At 38.9% G+C, this 16450-nt stretch carries 15 protein-coding genes; 1 reads left to right on the top strand and 14 read right to left on the bottom strand.

The annotated features are described in order from the left end of the window. Positions 1 to 117 precede the first annotated feature (117 nt). The 10 genes from HWQ42_RS06465 to HWQ42_RS06420 all read right to left on the bottom strand — a co-directional run bounded on the left by HWQ42_RS06465 (position 118) and on the right by HWQ42_RS06420 (position 8264). Positions 118 to 1071 (bottom strand): glycosyltransferase, encoded by a 954-nt coding sequence (locus HWQ42_RS06465; RefSeq protein ID WP_292810338.1) that lies wholly within the window; start codon positions 1069 to 1071, stop codon positions 118 to 120. A gap of 189 nt (positions 1072 to 1260) precedes the next feature. Further along, entirely contained in the window at positions 1261 to 1545 is a 285-nt protein-coding gene (locus tag HWQ42_RS06460) for a 2Fe-2S iron-sulfur cluster-binding protein (protein WP_292810336.1), read from the bottom strand. 18 nt (positions 1546 to 1563) lie between these two features. Then, positions 1564 to 2769 (bottom strand): P-aminobenzoate N-oxygenase AurF, encoded by a 1206-nt coding sequence (locus HWQ42_RS06455; RefSeq protein WP_292810334.1) that lies wholly within the window; start codon positions 2767 to 2769, stop codon positions 1564 to 1566. Positions 2770 to 2808: 39 nt separating this feature from the next. Continuing rightward, the gene (locus HWQ42_RS06450) at positions 2809 to 3714 is read right to left on the bottom strand and encodes a ferritin-like domain-containing protein (protein WP_292810332.1); all 906 of its coding nucleotides are present in this window, start codon (positions 3712 to 3714) and stop codon (positions 2809 to 2811) included. A gap of 131 nt (positions 3715 to 3845) precedes the next feature. Beyond that, on the bottom strand, positions 3846 to 4898 hold the full coding sequence (locus tag HWQ42_RS06445; protein ID WP_292810330.1) for an aromatic ring-hydroxylating dioxygenase subunit alpha: 1053 nt from the start codon (positions 4896 to 4898) through the stop codon (positions 3846 to 3848). A gap of 5 nt (positions 4899 to 4903) precedes the next feature. Then, the gene (locus HWQ42_RS06440; protein ID WP_292810329.1) at positions 4904 to 5644 is read right to left on the bottom strand and encodes a hypothetical protein; all 741 of its coding nucleotides are present in this window, start codon (positions 5642 to 5644) and stop codon (positions 4904 to 4906) included. 256 nt (positions 5645 to 5900) lie between these two features. Continuing rightward, the gene (locus HWQ42_RS06435; protein ID WP_292810327.1) at positions 5901 to 6905 is read right to left on the bottom strand and encodes an aromatic ring-hydroxylating dioxygenase subunit alpha; all 1005 of its coding nucleotides are present in this window, start codon (positions 6903 to 6905) and stop codon (positions 5901 to 5903) included. Then, positions 6889 to 7302, bottom strand: coding sequence for an Mpo1-like protein (locus tag HWQ42_RS06430; protein ID WP_292810326.1), 414 nt, complete (start codon positions 7300 to 7302; stop codon positions 6889 to 6891). The genes HWQ42_RS06435 and HWQ42_RS06430 overlap by 17 nt, the downstream gene beginning before the upstream one ends. A 276-nt stretch (positions 7303 to 7578) precedes the next feature. Then, complete coding sequence (locus HWQ42_RS06425; RefSeq protein WP_190894980.1) at positions 7579 to 7956, bottom strand: helix-turn-helix domain-containing protein; 378 nt, start codon at positions 7954 to 7956, stop codon at positions 7579 to 7581. Between the two features lie 14 nt (positions 7957 to 7970). Further along, positions 7971 to 8264, bottom strand: coding sequence for a type II toxin-antitoxin system HigB family toxin (locus HWQ42_RS06420; RefSeq protein WP_292810322.1), 294 nt, complete (start codon positions 8262 to 8264; stop codon positions 7971 to 7973). A 431-nt stretch (positions 8265 to 8695) separates the two neighbouring features. On the opposite strand from HWQ42_RS06420, the gene HWQ42_RS06415 reads away from it, so the two are divergent. Continuing rightward, on the top strand, positions 8696 to 10834 hold the full coding sequence (locus tag HWQ42_RS06415) for a peptidase domain-containing ABC transporter (protein ID WP_292810320.1): 2139 nt from the start codon (positions 8696 to 8698) through the stop codon (positions 10832 to 10834). Between the two features lie 86 nt (positions 10835 to 10920). On the opposite strand, the gene HWQ42_RS06410 is transcribed toward HWQ42_RS06415, so the two are convergent. The 4 genes from HWQ42_RS06410 to HWQ42_RS06395 all read right to left on the bottom strand — a co-directional run. Further along, complete coding sequence (locus HWQ42_RS06410; protein WP_292810318.1) at positions 10921 to 12489, bottom strand: HlyD family efflux transporter periplasmic adaptor subunit; 1569 nt, start codon at positions 12487 to 12489, stop codon at positions 10921 to 10923. 172 nt (positions 12490 to 12661) lie between these two features. Next, positions 12662 to 12937, bottom strand: a complete 276-nt coding sequence (locus tag HWQ42_RS06405; protein WP_292731765.1) for a hypothetical protein — start codon at positions 12935 to 12937, stop codon at positions 12662 to 12664. A 718-nt stretch (positions 12938 to 13655) separates the two neighbouring features. Beyond that, positions 13656 to 15362, bottom strand: a complete 1707-nt coding sequence (locus tag HWQ42_RS06400) for an amidohydrolase family protein (protein ID WP_292810316.1) — start codon at positions 15360 to 15362, stop codon at positions 13656 to 13658. 156 nt (positions 15363 to 15518) lie between these two features. Then, positions 15519 to 16450: hypothetical protein (locus tag HWQ42_RS06395; protein ID WP_292810314.1), on the bottom strand; the 932-nt coding region annotated here is incomplete at its 5' end.

Raw genomic sequence — 16450 nt, 5'->3', positions numbered from 1 at the left:
GGGGCTGAATACTCTACTGTAGGCGCTTTTAACCCCATATCGGCTTTCCCCCATTACCCGACATCCTGCATCTTTACACGGTTGATTACATGATGGTACTTTCCAAAGGTGTTTAAATCACAATACTTGCTGCATTTGAGCATAGGCTTCATAAACACCCTTCACGTTGTACCAGTTGAGGAAAATTCGGGCAATTTCTAAAGCTAATTGCGGTTTACCTAAGTTAATTAGCCATTGCAACAACGGAGCCATTGTTCGTTCATTCAATGCGCCGTTAAGTGACAAAATTCCCCAAAGTAATCGATGCAGCCAAGTCATTTGAATCATCATTCGCACTTCCCATGTGGGATGCTTCTGATAAAACAAAACTCCCATACGTCCGCGTTGAATTTCTTGGTCAATTAATCGGGGAATTTGCTCTAAGTTAAATGCTGGATGCCAGTGATATCCTACGGCTTCTGGACATTTAATTAGTGTCAAACCTAGTTTTTTCAGCCGCACGCCTAGTTCTAAATCTTCCCAGCCATAGAGTTGAAAACTAGTATCAAAAAGTCCCGCCTTATCTAACCAATATTTGGAAATTGCTACATTTCCCGTGGCAAAAAAAGCTGCTGAAAAATCTGTGACTTTGTAGGGTTCAGCCGTTGGATTGTTGAAATTACAAGTATTAATAACTGCACCGTAAGTGAAAAAGCGATCGCTCCCCAATTTCTTTTTCCCCTCTACTAGGGCGTCAGCATGAGCTTGCAGGAAATTCTTCAGCACTACTAAATCACTATCAATAAAGATAATTGTGTCTCCCTGCGCCTGTTCTACCCCCACATTCCGAGCCGCAGCAGGGCCAGCATGATCTTGCTGAAAGCAGCGCACATGGGTAAACTCTTCTTTGTGTGCTGCTAACCACTCCAATGTGCCATCAGTAGAACCATCATCTACCAAGACAATCTCGTAATCAGTAACTGAACTTGGCTCACTTAACTCCTGCAACTCCAAGGCGCGGAGGCACTTTTCTAAAATCGGTTGGCGATTATAAGTTGGTATCACAACGCTGAAAAACACAGTCTCACCCACAACACTATTGATTTATCCATCTCCAGGATAGGACAGATGGGACGCTGACACTGTTCCGTACTTGATCATCTACCCATATAGCAATAGCAATGTTTCGGGCTGATGCTGGCACGTTACAAGTTTTACGAATTTCTGTGACGTACTCTAACCAATCCATACTTGCTCTTTTAGTTGTGTTTAAATCACCATCTAAATCCTACGAATTTCAACATTACCTGTAACATCAACTTGACACGCTAACCGCGCATGAGGATGATTAGCTGCTAAAGTTTCCAACGTTTCCTGTTCATCACGTTGGAGAGGAGAGATATCACCGATAACCTCAACCAAACAAGTGCCACAAATACCAGTCCGACAACCAAACAAAACAGGTGAATTTTGAATCGTGAGATGTTCAGACAAACTTTGATGACATTCCAAAGTTATAGGAACAAAATCACTTCCTGGAAACGATATTTTACAGAAGTCAGCCATAATACGCAATAATTTTACCTAAACAACACTCTTCCATTGCTTTCTGGGCTTCTGCGTATCTGCATGAGATAAAATCAAATTTTCTTGATGTTCAAAACCTTGAAAAGCCCTGTTTTGAGTTGCCAAATATCGAGAAATTGAATTAGTAGCCATCAGTGACATATCCCGATTACGTTGCCAAAGATAATCGAGCTTTTCAACATACACTTGATAAGATTTCATCGCCTCCTGATGAGTTGAAAAACTGCGTTGTAATCCTTCCGACTCCTCCGTAAAACAACGCAGCATCATTTCTTTAGCATCCCTGTCACTCATCTCAAAAATGCGCGATCGCAACACCCGATAAATATTACTATACAACGCCGGATCGTACCAAAAAATCCCGTTAATCGCAGCCGAAAAATGAAAATGATCGCGCTGACATCCCAGCAATCCTAAATTAGCAACCAGTCGCTCATAAGCAGTCGGTGGCTTAAGGCAAGTGATAACATCGTGAGATATAATTGTCGAACTATTGAAGTGAAAACTTTCATCCATGAAGTGATAATAGGAAACTTTAGCAGGAATTGGAGCAGCTTCAGGATGGGGATGTTTTTGATAATAATTGCTGAGTTTGTGCTGTACTAACTTGCCGTTTAGTGTCCGCACTCCCCGGACAGTGAAATACTGACAAGCCAAAAAAGTATTATTCGCAGAAATCAGCCCAAAGTATTGAAGTTGAATTTTTTTCCACCAAGTTTTCAGGGCATTGGTGTCAGCATAAACCATCGTTTCTGTAAAGGGGCCACGCATGGGGTAGGTAAAGATAAGTTCCCCAAACAACGCTTGTTCAACCTGTTTGGCGATTGTGCGGAAGGCGTTAATGTGCGATCGCTCTTGGGAGGATTCCAAATCTAAGGTATCGCAGATTAAGCGAAAATCTTCTTGGGCGTAAAGTCCGGCTGCACTGGTTTGATTGAAAAAGATAGTTGCAATTTCAGCAGAAACAATTTGTGAGTAGTAAGCTACCCAGTAAAGTTGGTTCAAAATTATACGCTGATGTTGGCTAGACTGTTCCCATAAAGGTGTAGCATATAGCAGAGAAAATTCCTCTGGGTTCCAATACTCGTTTTGGCAATCCTCATAGCGAAAATTGCTAACTTCTTCATCCATTAAAGCAGTATGATCTTGCTGTTTGTTGCGGGTGTGGTTGATTTGTAATTTGCGATGAATAGTTTTTTCCATATCCGTTTTTATTTAACGCAGAGATAAGATTGATATTTATTACACACATTGATGGGCGGGGAGTGGTTCAAAGGCTCCGCGTTCTTCTAAATTTTGCAGGATAGACTGGGCTGATGTTCCCCCCATGAGCGATCGCAATATTTGTAATCGTGTTCCGCTATGAGTCTCTGTATCTAGTTCTTCTAAAATTTTGATTTTTTGCGATCGCGTCAGATGTCCTTTGACTTGTTCGATTGCTGCAAGTAAGCTTTGTGGCCCCACCTGTACCATAAACAAAAACTGTGCCAATACATCGAGAATTGTTGTTTGACTCAATGCTGAAACAGTAATTTGATTAAACAAGGTGGTTCCCGTGGCGTGATGGCGGGATTCAGATTGTAAAAAACTAGAAAAGAGTTCTGCTAAAACTGGATAGCGGCATTCCTTCGCTAAACGCCGATAATGGCTTAAACCCCATCCTTCTAAAACGACTTGCAGCACAAACAACAAAACTGTTTTATCTGTACTTTCAACCACTTCTGATAATAAGTCTAAAAACGGATCGTCCGTATCAGTTATTTCCATTGCTGGTAAAAAATGGCTAATTTGATGAAGGTGGGTAGCTTCATCAGCCGTAAACAATCCATAAAGCATTCGTTCTTCAACTGTTTCGGCTAACAGTACCATTTTTGCCATGTAGCCAACGCCTGCTTTCTCAATGAAATATGATTCTTCTAACAGACTGCGGTTGGCAAGTTCGAGAATAGCAGATTGTTCAGTAAGATTAGATTGTTGAAAAAATTTGACTTGATGTAAATTGAAAAATTCAGCATTCCAATAATTTAATTGTGGGTAATTAAGAAAATTATTCTGATTAGGTAATGCTGCTGTTAATATTCGTCCTAAACGGTCATCATTATCTGTATACGGTAGATCAAAACCGACAATATTATATTTTAAATCCATTTTTCTCCTGTCCAATGAATGTGAATTCCGGTTTATACTAATTCTCCGTAAGTTTGCACTTAATAATTACTCCTTCTCTCTCTTGGCGTACTTGGCGTACTTGGCGGTTCGTTTAATAATTAACTGTATCTTCATAGCGAATTAGTATTAGGTGTTGATAAAGTTTGAATATTTGGATAATTAACAGTTTCCCACTTTCCCCAGCTTAAGGCTTTTTGTTGATTAACGTGCTGAATAAATTCCAGAATAGATTGATCTGCTTTCGTAGGAGTTTTTAAATCAAACTGAATTGTTTGAAATACCTGTGTATCCCCTTTGGCGAAGTAATTACCAACCTGCTGAGTTAACCATAACAAACTACGATTTAAAACCCATCCCAAAAATCCCGGACGTTTGGGAGTCACAAGAATTGTTTGCCCTTCAGTTTTACCACCTTCGATCATTCGCAGTGTAAATACAATGTATAAGTGCAGAAAATCCGGGCCTAGCGTCACAGTGCCAGTGCTGCCATACCAGTAACACATACTATAAGTAACTTCGTTACGATATAGAGGACGAATCAGGCGAATTAACCACGAATCATCCCCTCCGCGTGTAGTGTTGCTGAAGGTAATAGCATTGGGGTTGAGGTTTTGAGAATCAAATACAATCTCTAAAGGCAAATTGTGTACTGTATTGAAGTGGTGAGCATCAATCGCATTAATTAGTAAGACATTGGGATGGCAGTTTTTGACAAATCGAGTCCCCAATATATAATCACAATCTGCCTGTTCTAATTCTGGTACAAAAGGCAACGAACTTGGCTTTTCTTCTCCCACCCAAACCCAAATCATGCCGTATTTTTCTGCCGTGTGCCAAGTTTTAATACACACAGGTAGCGGTTTTCCGAGAGAAGGAACATCTACACAAATTCCGCGACTGTCATACTTCCAATTATGAAAAAAGCAGCGAATTCCATCACCTTCCACCTTACCTTCTGCTAAATGAGCGCCCATGTGTGGACAATAAGCATCTATAGCTATTACCTGACCACTAACTCCCCGATAAATTGCCAGATTTCTACCTAGTAAAGTTATAGCTTTTACCTTGCCAACTTTTAATTTTTTTGATGCTAATACCGAGTACCATCCCTCTATAAATTGTGTCGGATTGTTAAAGTTAGATTTTGGGTTTGTAAATACCATAAAAGTTAAATTATGACACAATCTTGCACAAATTGTAACGATGATTCTGACTCCCACATCCGTTTTCCCGCACGAGTGAGATTGTCATAATTAATTTCAGTTAAACAAACTAATTCATCCCCTAATCGATAGCCGGGGTTTATTTCTTCAAAAAACTGGATATGGAGGTTAGTCTGTCTTCCTGTGGGGATTTCAATTAACGCCTCACAGAGAATTTGGGGATGCGGGAAATGGACGATACCAGTCGCTTCTTGGTATAAACTACCATAGTATTCCCGTGCTAAACTCACCATCAGATTTGTTACATCGGCAGGTGTTGTAACATCATAACGCGGATAGAAATCTTGCCAAAAAGTAGGGAGAAAACGATAAGTGCGAAAACCAGAGCAAATTAGCAGCCAGTAAAGTTTATTTTCTGCATAGTGTTGACGCAGAAAACTGATGGCGGCAATCCAACTACGTGGTAGTGTTGTACTCGACCAAGCACTAGGATCAACAATAGTGTCGCCGGAATACACCACACTAATTTTTTCTCCCAAAAAAGTCGTTTGGCATAACATGAGAGTTGAAAATCCTTTGAGTACGTTGGATGTTTCATCTCTCAACAACAAAACCCAGTTTTTGCGCTCTAGATCAATTTGAAACCCATCCCAGGTTATACCTTGGAAATGATTTTGCAGCAACGCATACATGGCAATGCGATCGCTTGGCTGCAACTTTTGAACAGGAATCAGCAAACTCTTCATTACTCGGAAATTACCTAAAATCGATTGGTAAGATGTATTTATTTAAAACTTTATCGACCAATTTGGTAAATTTACGGTGTAATGTGACAGATTGCAAAATGGTTATCTATGCTACAATCTCATATTCACATCTTGCGCGTTCTCAATAAGGTTTGATAGAAATTGCCCACTCTACAAAGAATTAAGATGTAGTTAGCTTAAGAAACCTAAGATTACCAAAGTTCTTGTTAAGTTACGCGATCGCTAATCCAACCTACTATTCTACACCCCTATTTTTTGACCATCGAGACGGTTTTAGTTGATTTACATACTCCATATATTCAGCTAATGGCTGATCAATACTAAGGAGCAACTTCGGATTAAAGCGAATATTGTCGTAAATTTTGCCATCCTCATCCCTGAGCATATAGTAAGCCAAGCGAGTACAGAATAGCAAAAACTGACTTAGCAAATATCCCACAATACCTTTACGTTTTTCAGTTACATAAATCGGTTGAATTATCGTTCTTCCTGGTGCAATTGGAGTATAAGCATATATCATAAACAGTGGCAGAAAAAGCCTAACATCTTTCATCATTGTTAACAAGCCAATGCAACCATGAGCATAACGCATTGAATATTGATATGTAGAACCAAGAAATCTTTGACCTAACTTTTCTCTCCAAGTAGTTTCAGGGAATTGTCCCCGCATTGTAAAATCAATTTGCGTCCCTAATTTGCTGCGATGTAGCGACAGATCCATTTTGATATCTAAATGATGAATTGTTTTTAAATGTTGGGCATCAATTCCATTCATCATACAAATATGATGATGGCAACTTCTTGCAAATGCAATATCAGCTTGTGCAACAATTTCTTTTCCCTTCAATTCATCAAAATCAGCCACTCCCTCTGGTGCTTTAGCATCTGGATAAATCCAGATAAATTCATACTTTTCCTCTGTTGCATAAGCTTGTAATTTAGCTTGACTAGGAATTTCTGATTGACAGGGAATATTTTGACAAAGCCCTGTTTCATCAAATGCCCAATGATGAAATGCACAACGAATCCAATTACCGTCAACTTTCCCAATTCCTAAATCTGTTCCCAAATGAGGGCAGTAAGCATCCAAAGCCCGTACTTGCCCATCTTCACCTCTAAAAATGGTAATTTTATGACCGCATACTTCTACAGATTTTGCTGTTTTTTTAGGGATTTCATGACTAGGACAGGCAATATACCAACCCTGAGCAATTACATTCCAATTATTGAATATTTGCATAATTGTTTGATAGATAATTATTTAATATTTCTTGCCGTTGGCGAATATCATCTCGATATTTACCTACCAAAACTCTAAATAACATTTTACCTAAACAATAAGAAGCCCGCCAAGAAAATACAGCATCTTGTAAATCAATATGGCTACGCTCAAATAAAAAATGTCCGGTTAATCCCAATAATTGAGTTAACGGTAAGCCCAAGAGCAACCAAAAGTTTTGCAACTTCCAAGTATAAAAGAGTAAACTGTAAAAAAAGAATATTCCCAAAATGTGTAGAGTAATATTAATTGGATGCTGGTGTTTAAGAATAAAAATATCCCAATAGTCTATAAAAGGATGATCTATAATTTGATTATTAATCCTATTTCTCAAACTTTGTCGAGGATTATAATTCATATCAAAACCTTAGCAATTTTCGCCTCGCTGCATCAAAAATTTTACTCAAATATACTTTAATAGTCATTATCAGCTACACAAATACCTTTACATTTAATACCATTCGTAGTAGTGCGCTGACAATGAAAACATAGAACCTTCTCTTTTTCTGTTTCTTTATTTATGTTTATACTAGTGCTTTCCTGTAGCTTGTCTTTGTCAGTCTGAAGTTTGACATTCATAAAAATAGAGGAATTTTTCACGGTTTAATATTTCGTCGCTTTTTTCTGACCGTTATTAAGCAGAGGTTTGCACTGAATCATAAGGCTGGATCAAAATCTCAGCCGGAATACCTAACTCTTGATTTAACTTCCGAATCATCTCCAAGGTCAAGGAGCGTTTACGAGATAGTATCTCAGATACCCTCGCTCGACTGCCAAGACATAACTCCAAATCACGACGAGACCAGCCACGGGTATCCATGTAGTATTGAATTGCTTCGATAGGATCGGGTTTTTCAATGGGAAAATGTGCCTTTTCGTAAGCTTCTACTAAGGTACTCAACACATCTAATCGATCGCATTCAGGTGTATTAGGGACGGCATCAAACAGCAACTCAATTTCTCGAAGAGCTTCCTGATAGTCAGCTTGGGTTCTAATTGGACGTAATTCCATACATCAACCTCTATTTAGATAGTTTCTGCATCTATCTTGTCATACTCGATATAAGTGCCAATAAACCGGATAAAAACAATACCGATATCATAACGAATTGCGACAATGAACCGATAGTTATTGCCTTTGATGTTGAATACGACACGGTTGTTAGCAATAATACTGGCATTACCATGAGCGGCCTTAACATCAACTGGACTCTGCCAATCGGCGTGAGAGGCTTCATAGTACCAAGTTTTTAGTGCTTCTTCAGCATCTGGATGAGATTCCCAGAAATTTCGCAGGGCGCTGCGGGATAAAATACGCATAGCATTTATGATAATTTGATCCCAAAGTGGGATCAAGAGTCACTTGAAGAGATACTCAAGAGTCTTCTTCGATTCGGATAAATGGATATGCTGATTTGCTTGCTGTCGTGCGTTACCGGAAACTTGGTTTGCAAAATTGCCCACGTTTGCTCCACGAAGGTTATTTTTGAAGGATTCTGAGTTTGATTGACTTTCTGATGAAGAATTTTGCATTTGTGACTGCTCTATCATCCGTGACAGGTTAAGGTAAAGTGCCTTTTGTCAATCAGTTAAAATACTCAAAATAATCTTATTGAAAATGATAATTGTGTGGGGGAGAGGGAAAAGAGGCATTGAGAGTAGCGTATAGCAGTGGTAATTAGGGGAAGCGTTGTGTTAATTTCAGAACCCAATTGGGAAACATAAAGTAAAAAATTGGGTATTTTTCTGTCATGAAAGCGGTTTTACAACATAGTGAAGAAGATTGTGGTGCTGCTTGCCTTGCAACCATAGCACAACACTATGGTAGAACTTTCGGCATCAACAAAATGCGGGAATTAGTAGGTACAGGTAAGCAAGGTACTACTCTCCTTAGTTTAAGACGAGGGGCAGAAAACTTGGGTTTTAATGCCCGTCCAGTGAGAGCAACTCCTGAATTAATAGAACGCTTGGATAGAATTTCTCTCCCTGCCATCATTCACTGGAAAGGATATCACTGGGTTGTATTGTACGCACAAAAAGATAAGAAATATCTTATTGCCGACCCAGCAGTAGGTATTCGCAAGCTCAACCGTCAAGAGTTATTAGAGGGTTGGGCGAATGGTGTCATGCTGTTATTAACTCCAGATGAAACTCGTTTTTATCAACAGGGATCGGATAATATAGGCGGTTTTGGACGTTTCCTCAAAAGAGTTTTACCCTATAGCAAAATACTTGTGGAAGCGATCGCAATCAATATTGTCGTTGGACTTCTTTCTCTGGCTGCTCCTTTAATGATGCAGCTCCTCACAGATGATGTTTTGGTGAGGGGAGATATGCAGCTATTAACTAGCGTAGCCATTGCGGTTATTACTTTAAATATTTTTCGAGCTGCTATAGGTATTGTTCAATCTCACTTAGTAGGACAATACGCTCAAAGGCTAGAGTTGGGATTAATTTTAGATTACGGGTATAAACTCCTCCGCTTACCTTTATCTTATTTTGAAGCCCGTCGCAGTGGGGAAGTTGTCAGCCGCATTGATGATATAGAAAGGGTTCATAACTTAGTTTCTCAAATTGTTTTAGGTTTACCCAGTCAATTTTTTATCGCTGTCATCTCTTTAGGAATAATGATTTTTTATAGTTGGCAGCTTTCTTTAGCTTCCTTATTTGTCTTTATGATAGTTATGGGTATTAATTGGCTGTTTTTACCAGCTTTACAACAAAAAACCCGTGCTTCTATTGTTTTAAATACAGAAATTCAAGGTTTTCTTGTAGAAACTTTTCGCGGCATCCAAATACTTAAGACTACCCAAGGTACTCCTCAAGCTTGGGAAGAGTATCAAGCTAATTACGGTCGCCTCGCTAATTTAAAGTGGAGTACCATGAAGCTAGGGTTTTACAGCACCACCGTTACAACTCTACTCAATAGTTTGACAAATATTGGTTTACTTTGGTTAGGCAGCTACTTTGTAATTAATCGCACGCTAAGTATAGGTCAATTACTTGCTTTTAACGGCATGAGTGGAAATTTATTAGGCTTTTTGAGTTCGGTGGTAGGCTTAGTTAATGAATTTATTACTGCTCAAGTAGTAATTCAGCGCCTTACAGAAGTCCTAGATGCTACAGCAGAGGATGAAAAAGATCGTAAAAAACCTTGGGCGGAAATTACTGCTGATACAGATGTTGTTTGTACTAATCTGAACTTTCATCATCAAGGTAGAGTTGATTTATTAAAAGATTTCTCTCTCACCATTCCTGGGGGAAAAGTAACAGCCTTAATCGGACAATCAGGTTGTGGAAAAAGCACTTTGGTAAAGTTAATAGCCGGATTATATGACTTGCAATCTGGCAATATTCGTTATGGAATTTATAATCAGCAAGACATATCTTTAGAATGCCGCCGTCAACAAATAATATTAATTCCTCAAGAACCGCACTTTTGGAGTCGTTCAATTATTGAAAATTTCCATTTTGCCTATCCTTCAGTTAATTTTGAACAAATCGTTAGAGCTTGTCAGATAGCTGGTGCAGACGAATTTATTAGCAATTTACCTGATAAATATCAAACTATATTAGGAGAATTTGGTGCAAATATTTCTGGAGGACAGAAGCAGAGATTAGCAATAGCCAGGGCAATTGTTACTAATCCACCAGTATTAATCTTAGATGAATCTACAGGCGCTTTAGACCCAGTATTAGAAACTAAAGTTTTAGATAATTTATTAGCAGAGCGTCAGGGTCAAACAACTATTATGATTAGTCACCGCCCTAGAGTAATTGAGCGGGCTGACTTCATTGTTCTGTTAGAAATAGGAGAGTTGAAGCTGACTGGTACTCCCAATGAATTACGTCAGCTACCTGGTCAGCACTTGAAATTTTTAACTCCCTAATATTCTCAAGCAAAAGTTTTTATTTTAGAGGAGTTATGAATGATTATTGTTTATCTTTTCTCCTTCTAGCTCCTGCCTTATACGTATCATATATTGGATATTAATCTTGCTTTTCTCAAAATAAATTGCAATACAGTTTCCTCTTTAGAGATAATATCAGCGCTTCCTTCCATTCCTAATTGGATAGCACATTCTTTTCCTGCAATCTTCAATATATAGTTTTCTGGTTTAATATTCACCTTGTAACTACCTGTTTGTGAAATTCCCCCCATCCCTAAAGAAGAGTTAGAAGAATTCAAATTAGATTGAGGTTCTATTGCATCTGGAGAAATGCTGCTCACTGTACCTTGTAAAGAGCCATAGTCGGGATAGGGACAAGCAGATACGCGCATATACACTTTTTGTCCCAGCCGAATTTTACTGATTTCCTCAGAAGGAATATCGGCTTTGATTTCCAGTGGTGCTTCACTAGGAGCAATTTGGGCAATCATCTCTCCAGAAGCAATGACTTGAGAGATATTTCGTAGATTGAGTTGTGCTATTGTGCCAGAGGCAGAAGCACGAATTATGATATTTTGAAGTTCAATTTCTATTTGTTTGAGTTCTTTTTTGAAGCTGTTTAATTGGTTTTCTAATTCTGTTTGTCGTTGAATAAGCTGTTCTCTTTCTTGCTGAAGTCTAGATAAAGTTGCTCCCCCTCTAGCTTTTTCTTGAGCGATTCTTTCACGAGCGATCGCAATTCCTGCTATGGAGTTAAGGGTAGTTTTGGCTTTGTTTAACCTTGATTGGGCTGCTTCAACAACTCTTTGTTGCTTTTCTACAGTTTGCTTGTGAGCTTCTACTATTGCTAATTGAGACAAGAGTGTTTGTTTTTGTTGTTGAACTGCGAGAGTTACTTCTTCGTATGCATCTTGAGAAAGCGCACCAGATTTGACTATCGGTTTATAGCGATCGCTTTTGACTATCGCTGCTTTGAATGAAGCTTGGGTTGCAAGTGAATTCGCTTGAGCCGACTTTAATTCTGCTTTGGCTGTTTCTAAATCATTTTGAACTAATTTTAAGTTAGCTACTGATTCTTCTACTTCCGTAGTGGTGCTAATTTGACTATTGTGATATTCCGTTTGAGTGCGTTGCAGTTCAGCTTGAGCAGCAGATGTGGCACGCTTTGTTAGTTCGCTTTCTGCTTGAGTCTGTTTATCTAAAGCAGAAATTTGAGCAGTTATTTGAGTTGATTGAACGGTAGTTTGTTGAATATTGCCAAGAAGTTGGCTTTTCTTCGTTTGTAGGCGAGAGCCATCAAGTATAGCGATGATATCTCCTTGTTTAACTTGCTGATTTCCTTTTACTAAAATATCTTTTATTATCCCTTCCGTAGCAGCTTGTACTAGACGGAGTTCTCCAGTTGGACGAATGGTAGCAGCTACTTTAACTGTGGTTTTATATTTGAGGATACTTGCAAGGGTAACGCCTGCAACAAAGGTAGCTATAAGTACCAAACCGCCAATAGTTGTCCATTTACCGATAGGAGGTAAAAAATCTTCTGGAGTAGCAGCAGCTAGAGAGTTAAGATTAATTTCTTCTGGGTGAGGTATTACTTTTTCTCCCTTGGGGAAGGAATGAGAATTTGGAATGAAAGAGATATCAATATTAGTCATAGTTAAGTAGAACAAGACGAGTTTTAGAAGCTATAAATTTTCCAGTTGCACTTGAAGTGTAGTAAGCAAAAAGCTCTGCCTTTAGTTATTTGAAGGAGGCAGAGCTTGAGTAATTGGATTTCTCGGCTAGAGTTGAGAAATGAGGTAAATAAGTTGTTTAATTTTTATTAGTCTAATTTCCGTCTAATTGGTTCTCTCCCACCATTCCAGTTGCTTCTAAAGCTAGCTCACCTGCTGTGTAGAGTCCAAGTGCTGTCATGCCTCCAGCCTGAGTCACTGCGCCGCCTGCATTATTCAAAGTTTTTATTGTGGCATGTGAAACTGTTTTTGTAACTTTCTTCCACCAACTTTTACCTCCTGCTAATTGTTCACAGCATTCATCTGATAAGACTTCAAACAATTCTTCTTGATTTTCAATTGTTAGGCTTTGATTTTTGTTAATAGACATGGTTATTCTCCAAAATAAATAAATACGAAGGTTAACTTGTTAACTCTTGAGCAAGAAAATCATACTCTTTCTGGCTCTAACTATTAATTAGATTAATCCAAAAGAATGTATATACACAGACTTGACAATCCAACTTATGAAAGATAGCAGCCAATATAACAATTTTTTTGCTCTTGATTCAGTATTTATTTGGATTATTTTTCCGATCTAAGCTTAGTAAGTAAATCTATGGAATTTCATTCGGTATATAGTCTTTATTACTAGAATTATCAAGCTTTTCAATATGCAATATTTTTCATGTGTTTATATATATAAACAATATTTATAAAAAAATCATGAATTAGTTATAGTCTTGCAGGATTTCTTTAAAGTTATCAACAAACTTTCTAAGTTTTTTCTACCTATTTACCCTGAAATTGATTGTCTAAGCAGGTATCAATTAGCGTAAATATAGCATAGCTGATATCAGAGGCAAGATAGCCCTCTTCTGTCACTCTCCGAGAAGGCGATCGCTAGAAGCCTTATGAGGCAATCAATGCAACCTATACTATTAGAAAAAAATGGGTCTTGTATTTGTTATTAAAGATGACGATGCATGAATTGTTGATTCGGGCAATGTTAGCAACAGGTGCAACTCCTCAAGATATTGGGCAGGTGATTGCTGGTGTGGGGTAAAAGCAATTTAATGCTCCCCTCTCAAGCCTCCGCATAAGATAATTCAACAAGGAGACAAAACAGTTCCCAACTTTTCACGCCCCAAGCGATCGCTCACCTTACCCCGACAAACAACCTGAACCCCATTAATATAAACCCCTTGCACAATATCATCCGAGCCACGCTTAACCATCCGAAGTTCGCCATCTAAAACCGGATCTGATATCTGCACCTGCGGGCTAATTGGCTGATTTAAAGCATTGGGATCGAGTAAAACTATATCTGCTTTCGCACCAACTTTGAGAACTCCCGTATCCAGACGAAACCAACCAGCAGGTTCTCCGGTAACGCGGGAAATAGCAGCTTCCGGTGAAAGGAACTTCGTTGCAACTGCTTGTTTGAGCAAAGACAAAGCTCCATCATAGTAGCCCAGGTTACGAACGTGAGCGCCAGCATCGGTAAAACCAGGCAAAATATGAGGATGCTGCATCATCGCTAAACGGGGTTTTAGGCGATCGTTTGCTCCTGTCGCTACCCAACGTAAATCTGTATCGTATTTTTGTAATGCGTGGATAAATAAATCTACTGGTTCTTGTTGGTTTTGATGAGCAATTTGGGCAAAACTTAACCCTTGCCAACTTACTTCGGGACAATGAATAACTTCCATCAAATCTAACTGACGATGGAATGATTTACGCCGTTTATTGAGCCATTCTTGGCGAAATTGACGACGAAATGTTTCCGATGCCCATAGTTGTTGCCTTTCCTCTCGTGACTGACAGCCATTGAGTTGTGCGCCTGTGGAGAATTCTTCAAATAAGGGAGTCACAGATCCATCAGAGTAAATGGTGAAGGGTTCGGTTAGGGTTTGAAAGCGCACATTTCCATTTAGAAGCCGATTCCAAATAAAAAGTAGGGGGGAAAATATTCGCCATAGTTTGCGATCGTGTACGGCATCTAAGGCTGAGAGGACTGTTAGGCGCAGTGGTTTTTGTGCAATTCCTGAACCCATACGCAGAATCTCCACAAAGGAAGTAAGTCGTTGTAAGTTGGGTGTGACTTGAAAAACGCGATCGCACCGCCGACACAAATCCGCCAACATTGCATATTCTTTAAATTTGGCGTGTTGAGAGGGAATTGTACAGCCTTGCCATTCTCCACTCATCCGATGCCAGGGAAACATATCAATAGAAATGCCAATAAAGCCAGCATCTATTGCATCTCTGGCTATGCGCTGCATAAGATTTAGTTCAAATTTTGTCGGCTGAACAGTTAAGCTGCGTTCTAATCCCATCACATAAGCGCGTAAGGCGCTGTGTCCAAACATTGGGGCAACATTGGGGCCAAGGGGTAACTGTTGCAAATGCTGTAAATATTCTGCTGGTGTTTGCCAGGACACTGACTTTTGTAGCCATTTTGCAATCAGCCGATGGGAAAGTGTCTCTACCCTCTGAAAAATATCAGCCAGGATTTGGGGTTGGGCGATCGCAACAGACAAGCTACAGTTACCAATAACCACGCTGGTAACACCATGACGCACTGATTCGCTCAATCCTGGTGCAATTTCTAACTCTAAATCGTAGTGGGTATGAATATCGATGAATCCTGGCGTAACCCATAACCCAGAAGCATCAACTACTTCACGCGCTTCAACAGATAAAGATGGAGCAATTTCCACAATCTGTCCATTTTCAATCCCAACATCGCCGCGAATAGGTGCAGATCCTAAACCATCAAAAATTAATCCGTTTTGAATCAGCAAATCCAACATGATTCTTTGTTGCCTTTTGGTTGTTATTGGATCTGTTTAGGGTCATTATAGGCTGGGAATTTCTTGAAAATGGCGAGCGCTTGTATTTAAATAATCATCAATTTGCCGATAAACTGTGGTTAATTGGCGAGTGCATTCCATCTGTTATGGAACTTATTACTCTTCCATTTTGTTGTAGATAACTTTATATACGTGAATACCAATGCGAACATCTTTTTTAGTTAAATGAGTTTTAGTTCCAACAAGCATTCCTACTTCTGCAACTTCAATAAGATTCTTTTCAAACTCCAATGACTCACATTTTTGCTCTTCAAAGATAACTGGAAGCTTAAAAGCTATCCTATCCCCAGGTCTGAGGGACGATGCTTCAATTTTAATACCCAAAATTCCTTTACTTTCTATAAAACGTTCTATTGTGCCAATAAACTCATAGTGACTTGGCAAAATATTTATTCGTCCTACTTGGTAGAACAAATCCTTTATTTGTTTATGATTCCATTTATTTTGAACAAAACTTCTCGCTAGTCGATGCAAATCCCATGTCGTTAGAAGTCCAATTTGTTGTTCTTTTGCTATATCTAAAATTTCTTGTCTAAAAGGTAAAGTATTATCCCGTTCAAGAGGTGGAATATGTCTCTGGTGGTTAATTATGGTTAGACCCTGAATCTTAACGCTTTCCCATTCTCTCATCCGCAGTACAACGTACTTTTGCACTGCTATAGCATCATCATCACAAGGAAAGCCCTTGATTCCCTTCACTTCAAGTAGTAGCGTTGTTTCATAGTCATGAATCTGCAAATCTTCCCTGTTTTGCTTCTCGATACCTTGCGCGGCTAATTCCTTATCGGCATCTTTAATTTGTTTAAATCCTAGTATTTGCAAAGTTTTTATGATTGCCTGAACTAGTGCATCTCCTGTTTCTGTCAGTAGATTAAATAGATAAGCATTAGTATTTTGCTCATTTTCTATTTCTTGTTCTAAAACTGCCACCTTTAAATTTGCTTCCTCACGTATTTCAACTATCTTTTGATGTAATATAGCAATCCTAAATGAGTTGTGAAAAATTACACATAACGATAAGCTGGATT

It is taken from the genome of Nostoc sp. JL23 (genome assembly GCF_017115065.1).
GTDB classification, from domain to species: domain Bacteria; phylum Cyanobacteriota; class Cyanobacteriia; order Cyanobacteriales; family Nostocaceae; genus Nostoc; species Nostoc punctiforme_A.
Note: the sequence above shows the minus strand (reverse complement) of the source record. Positions and strands in the feature narration are given on the sequence as shown.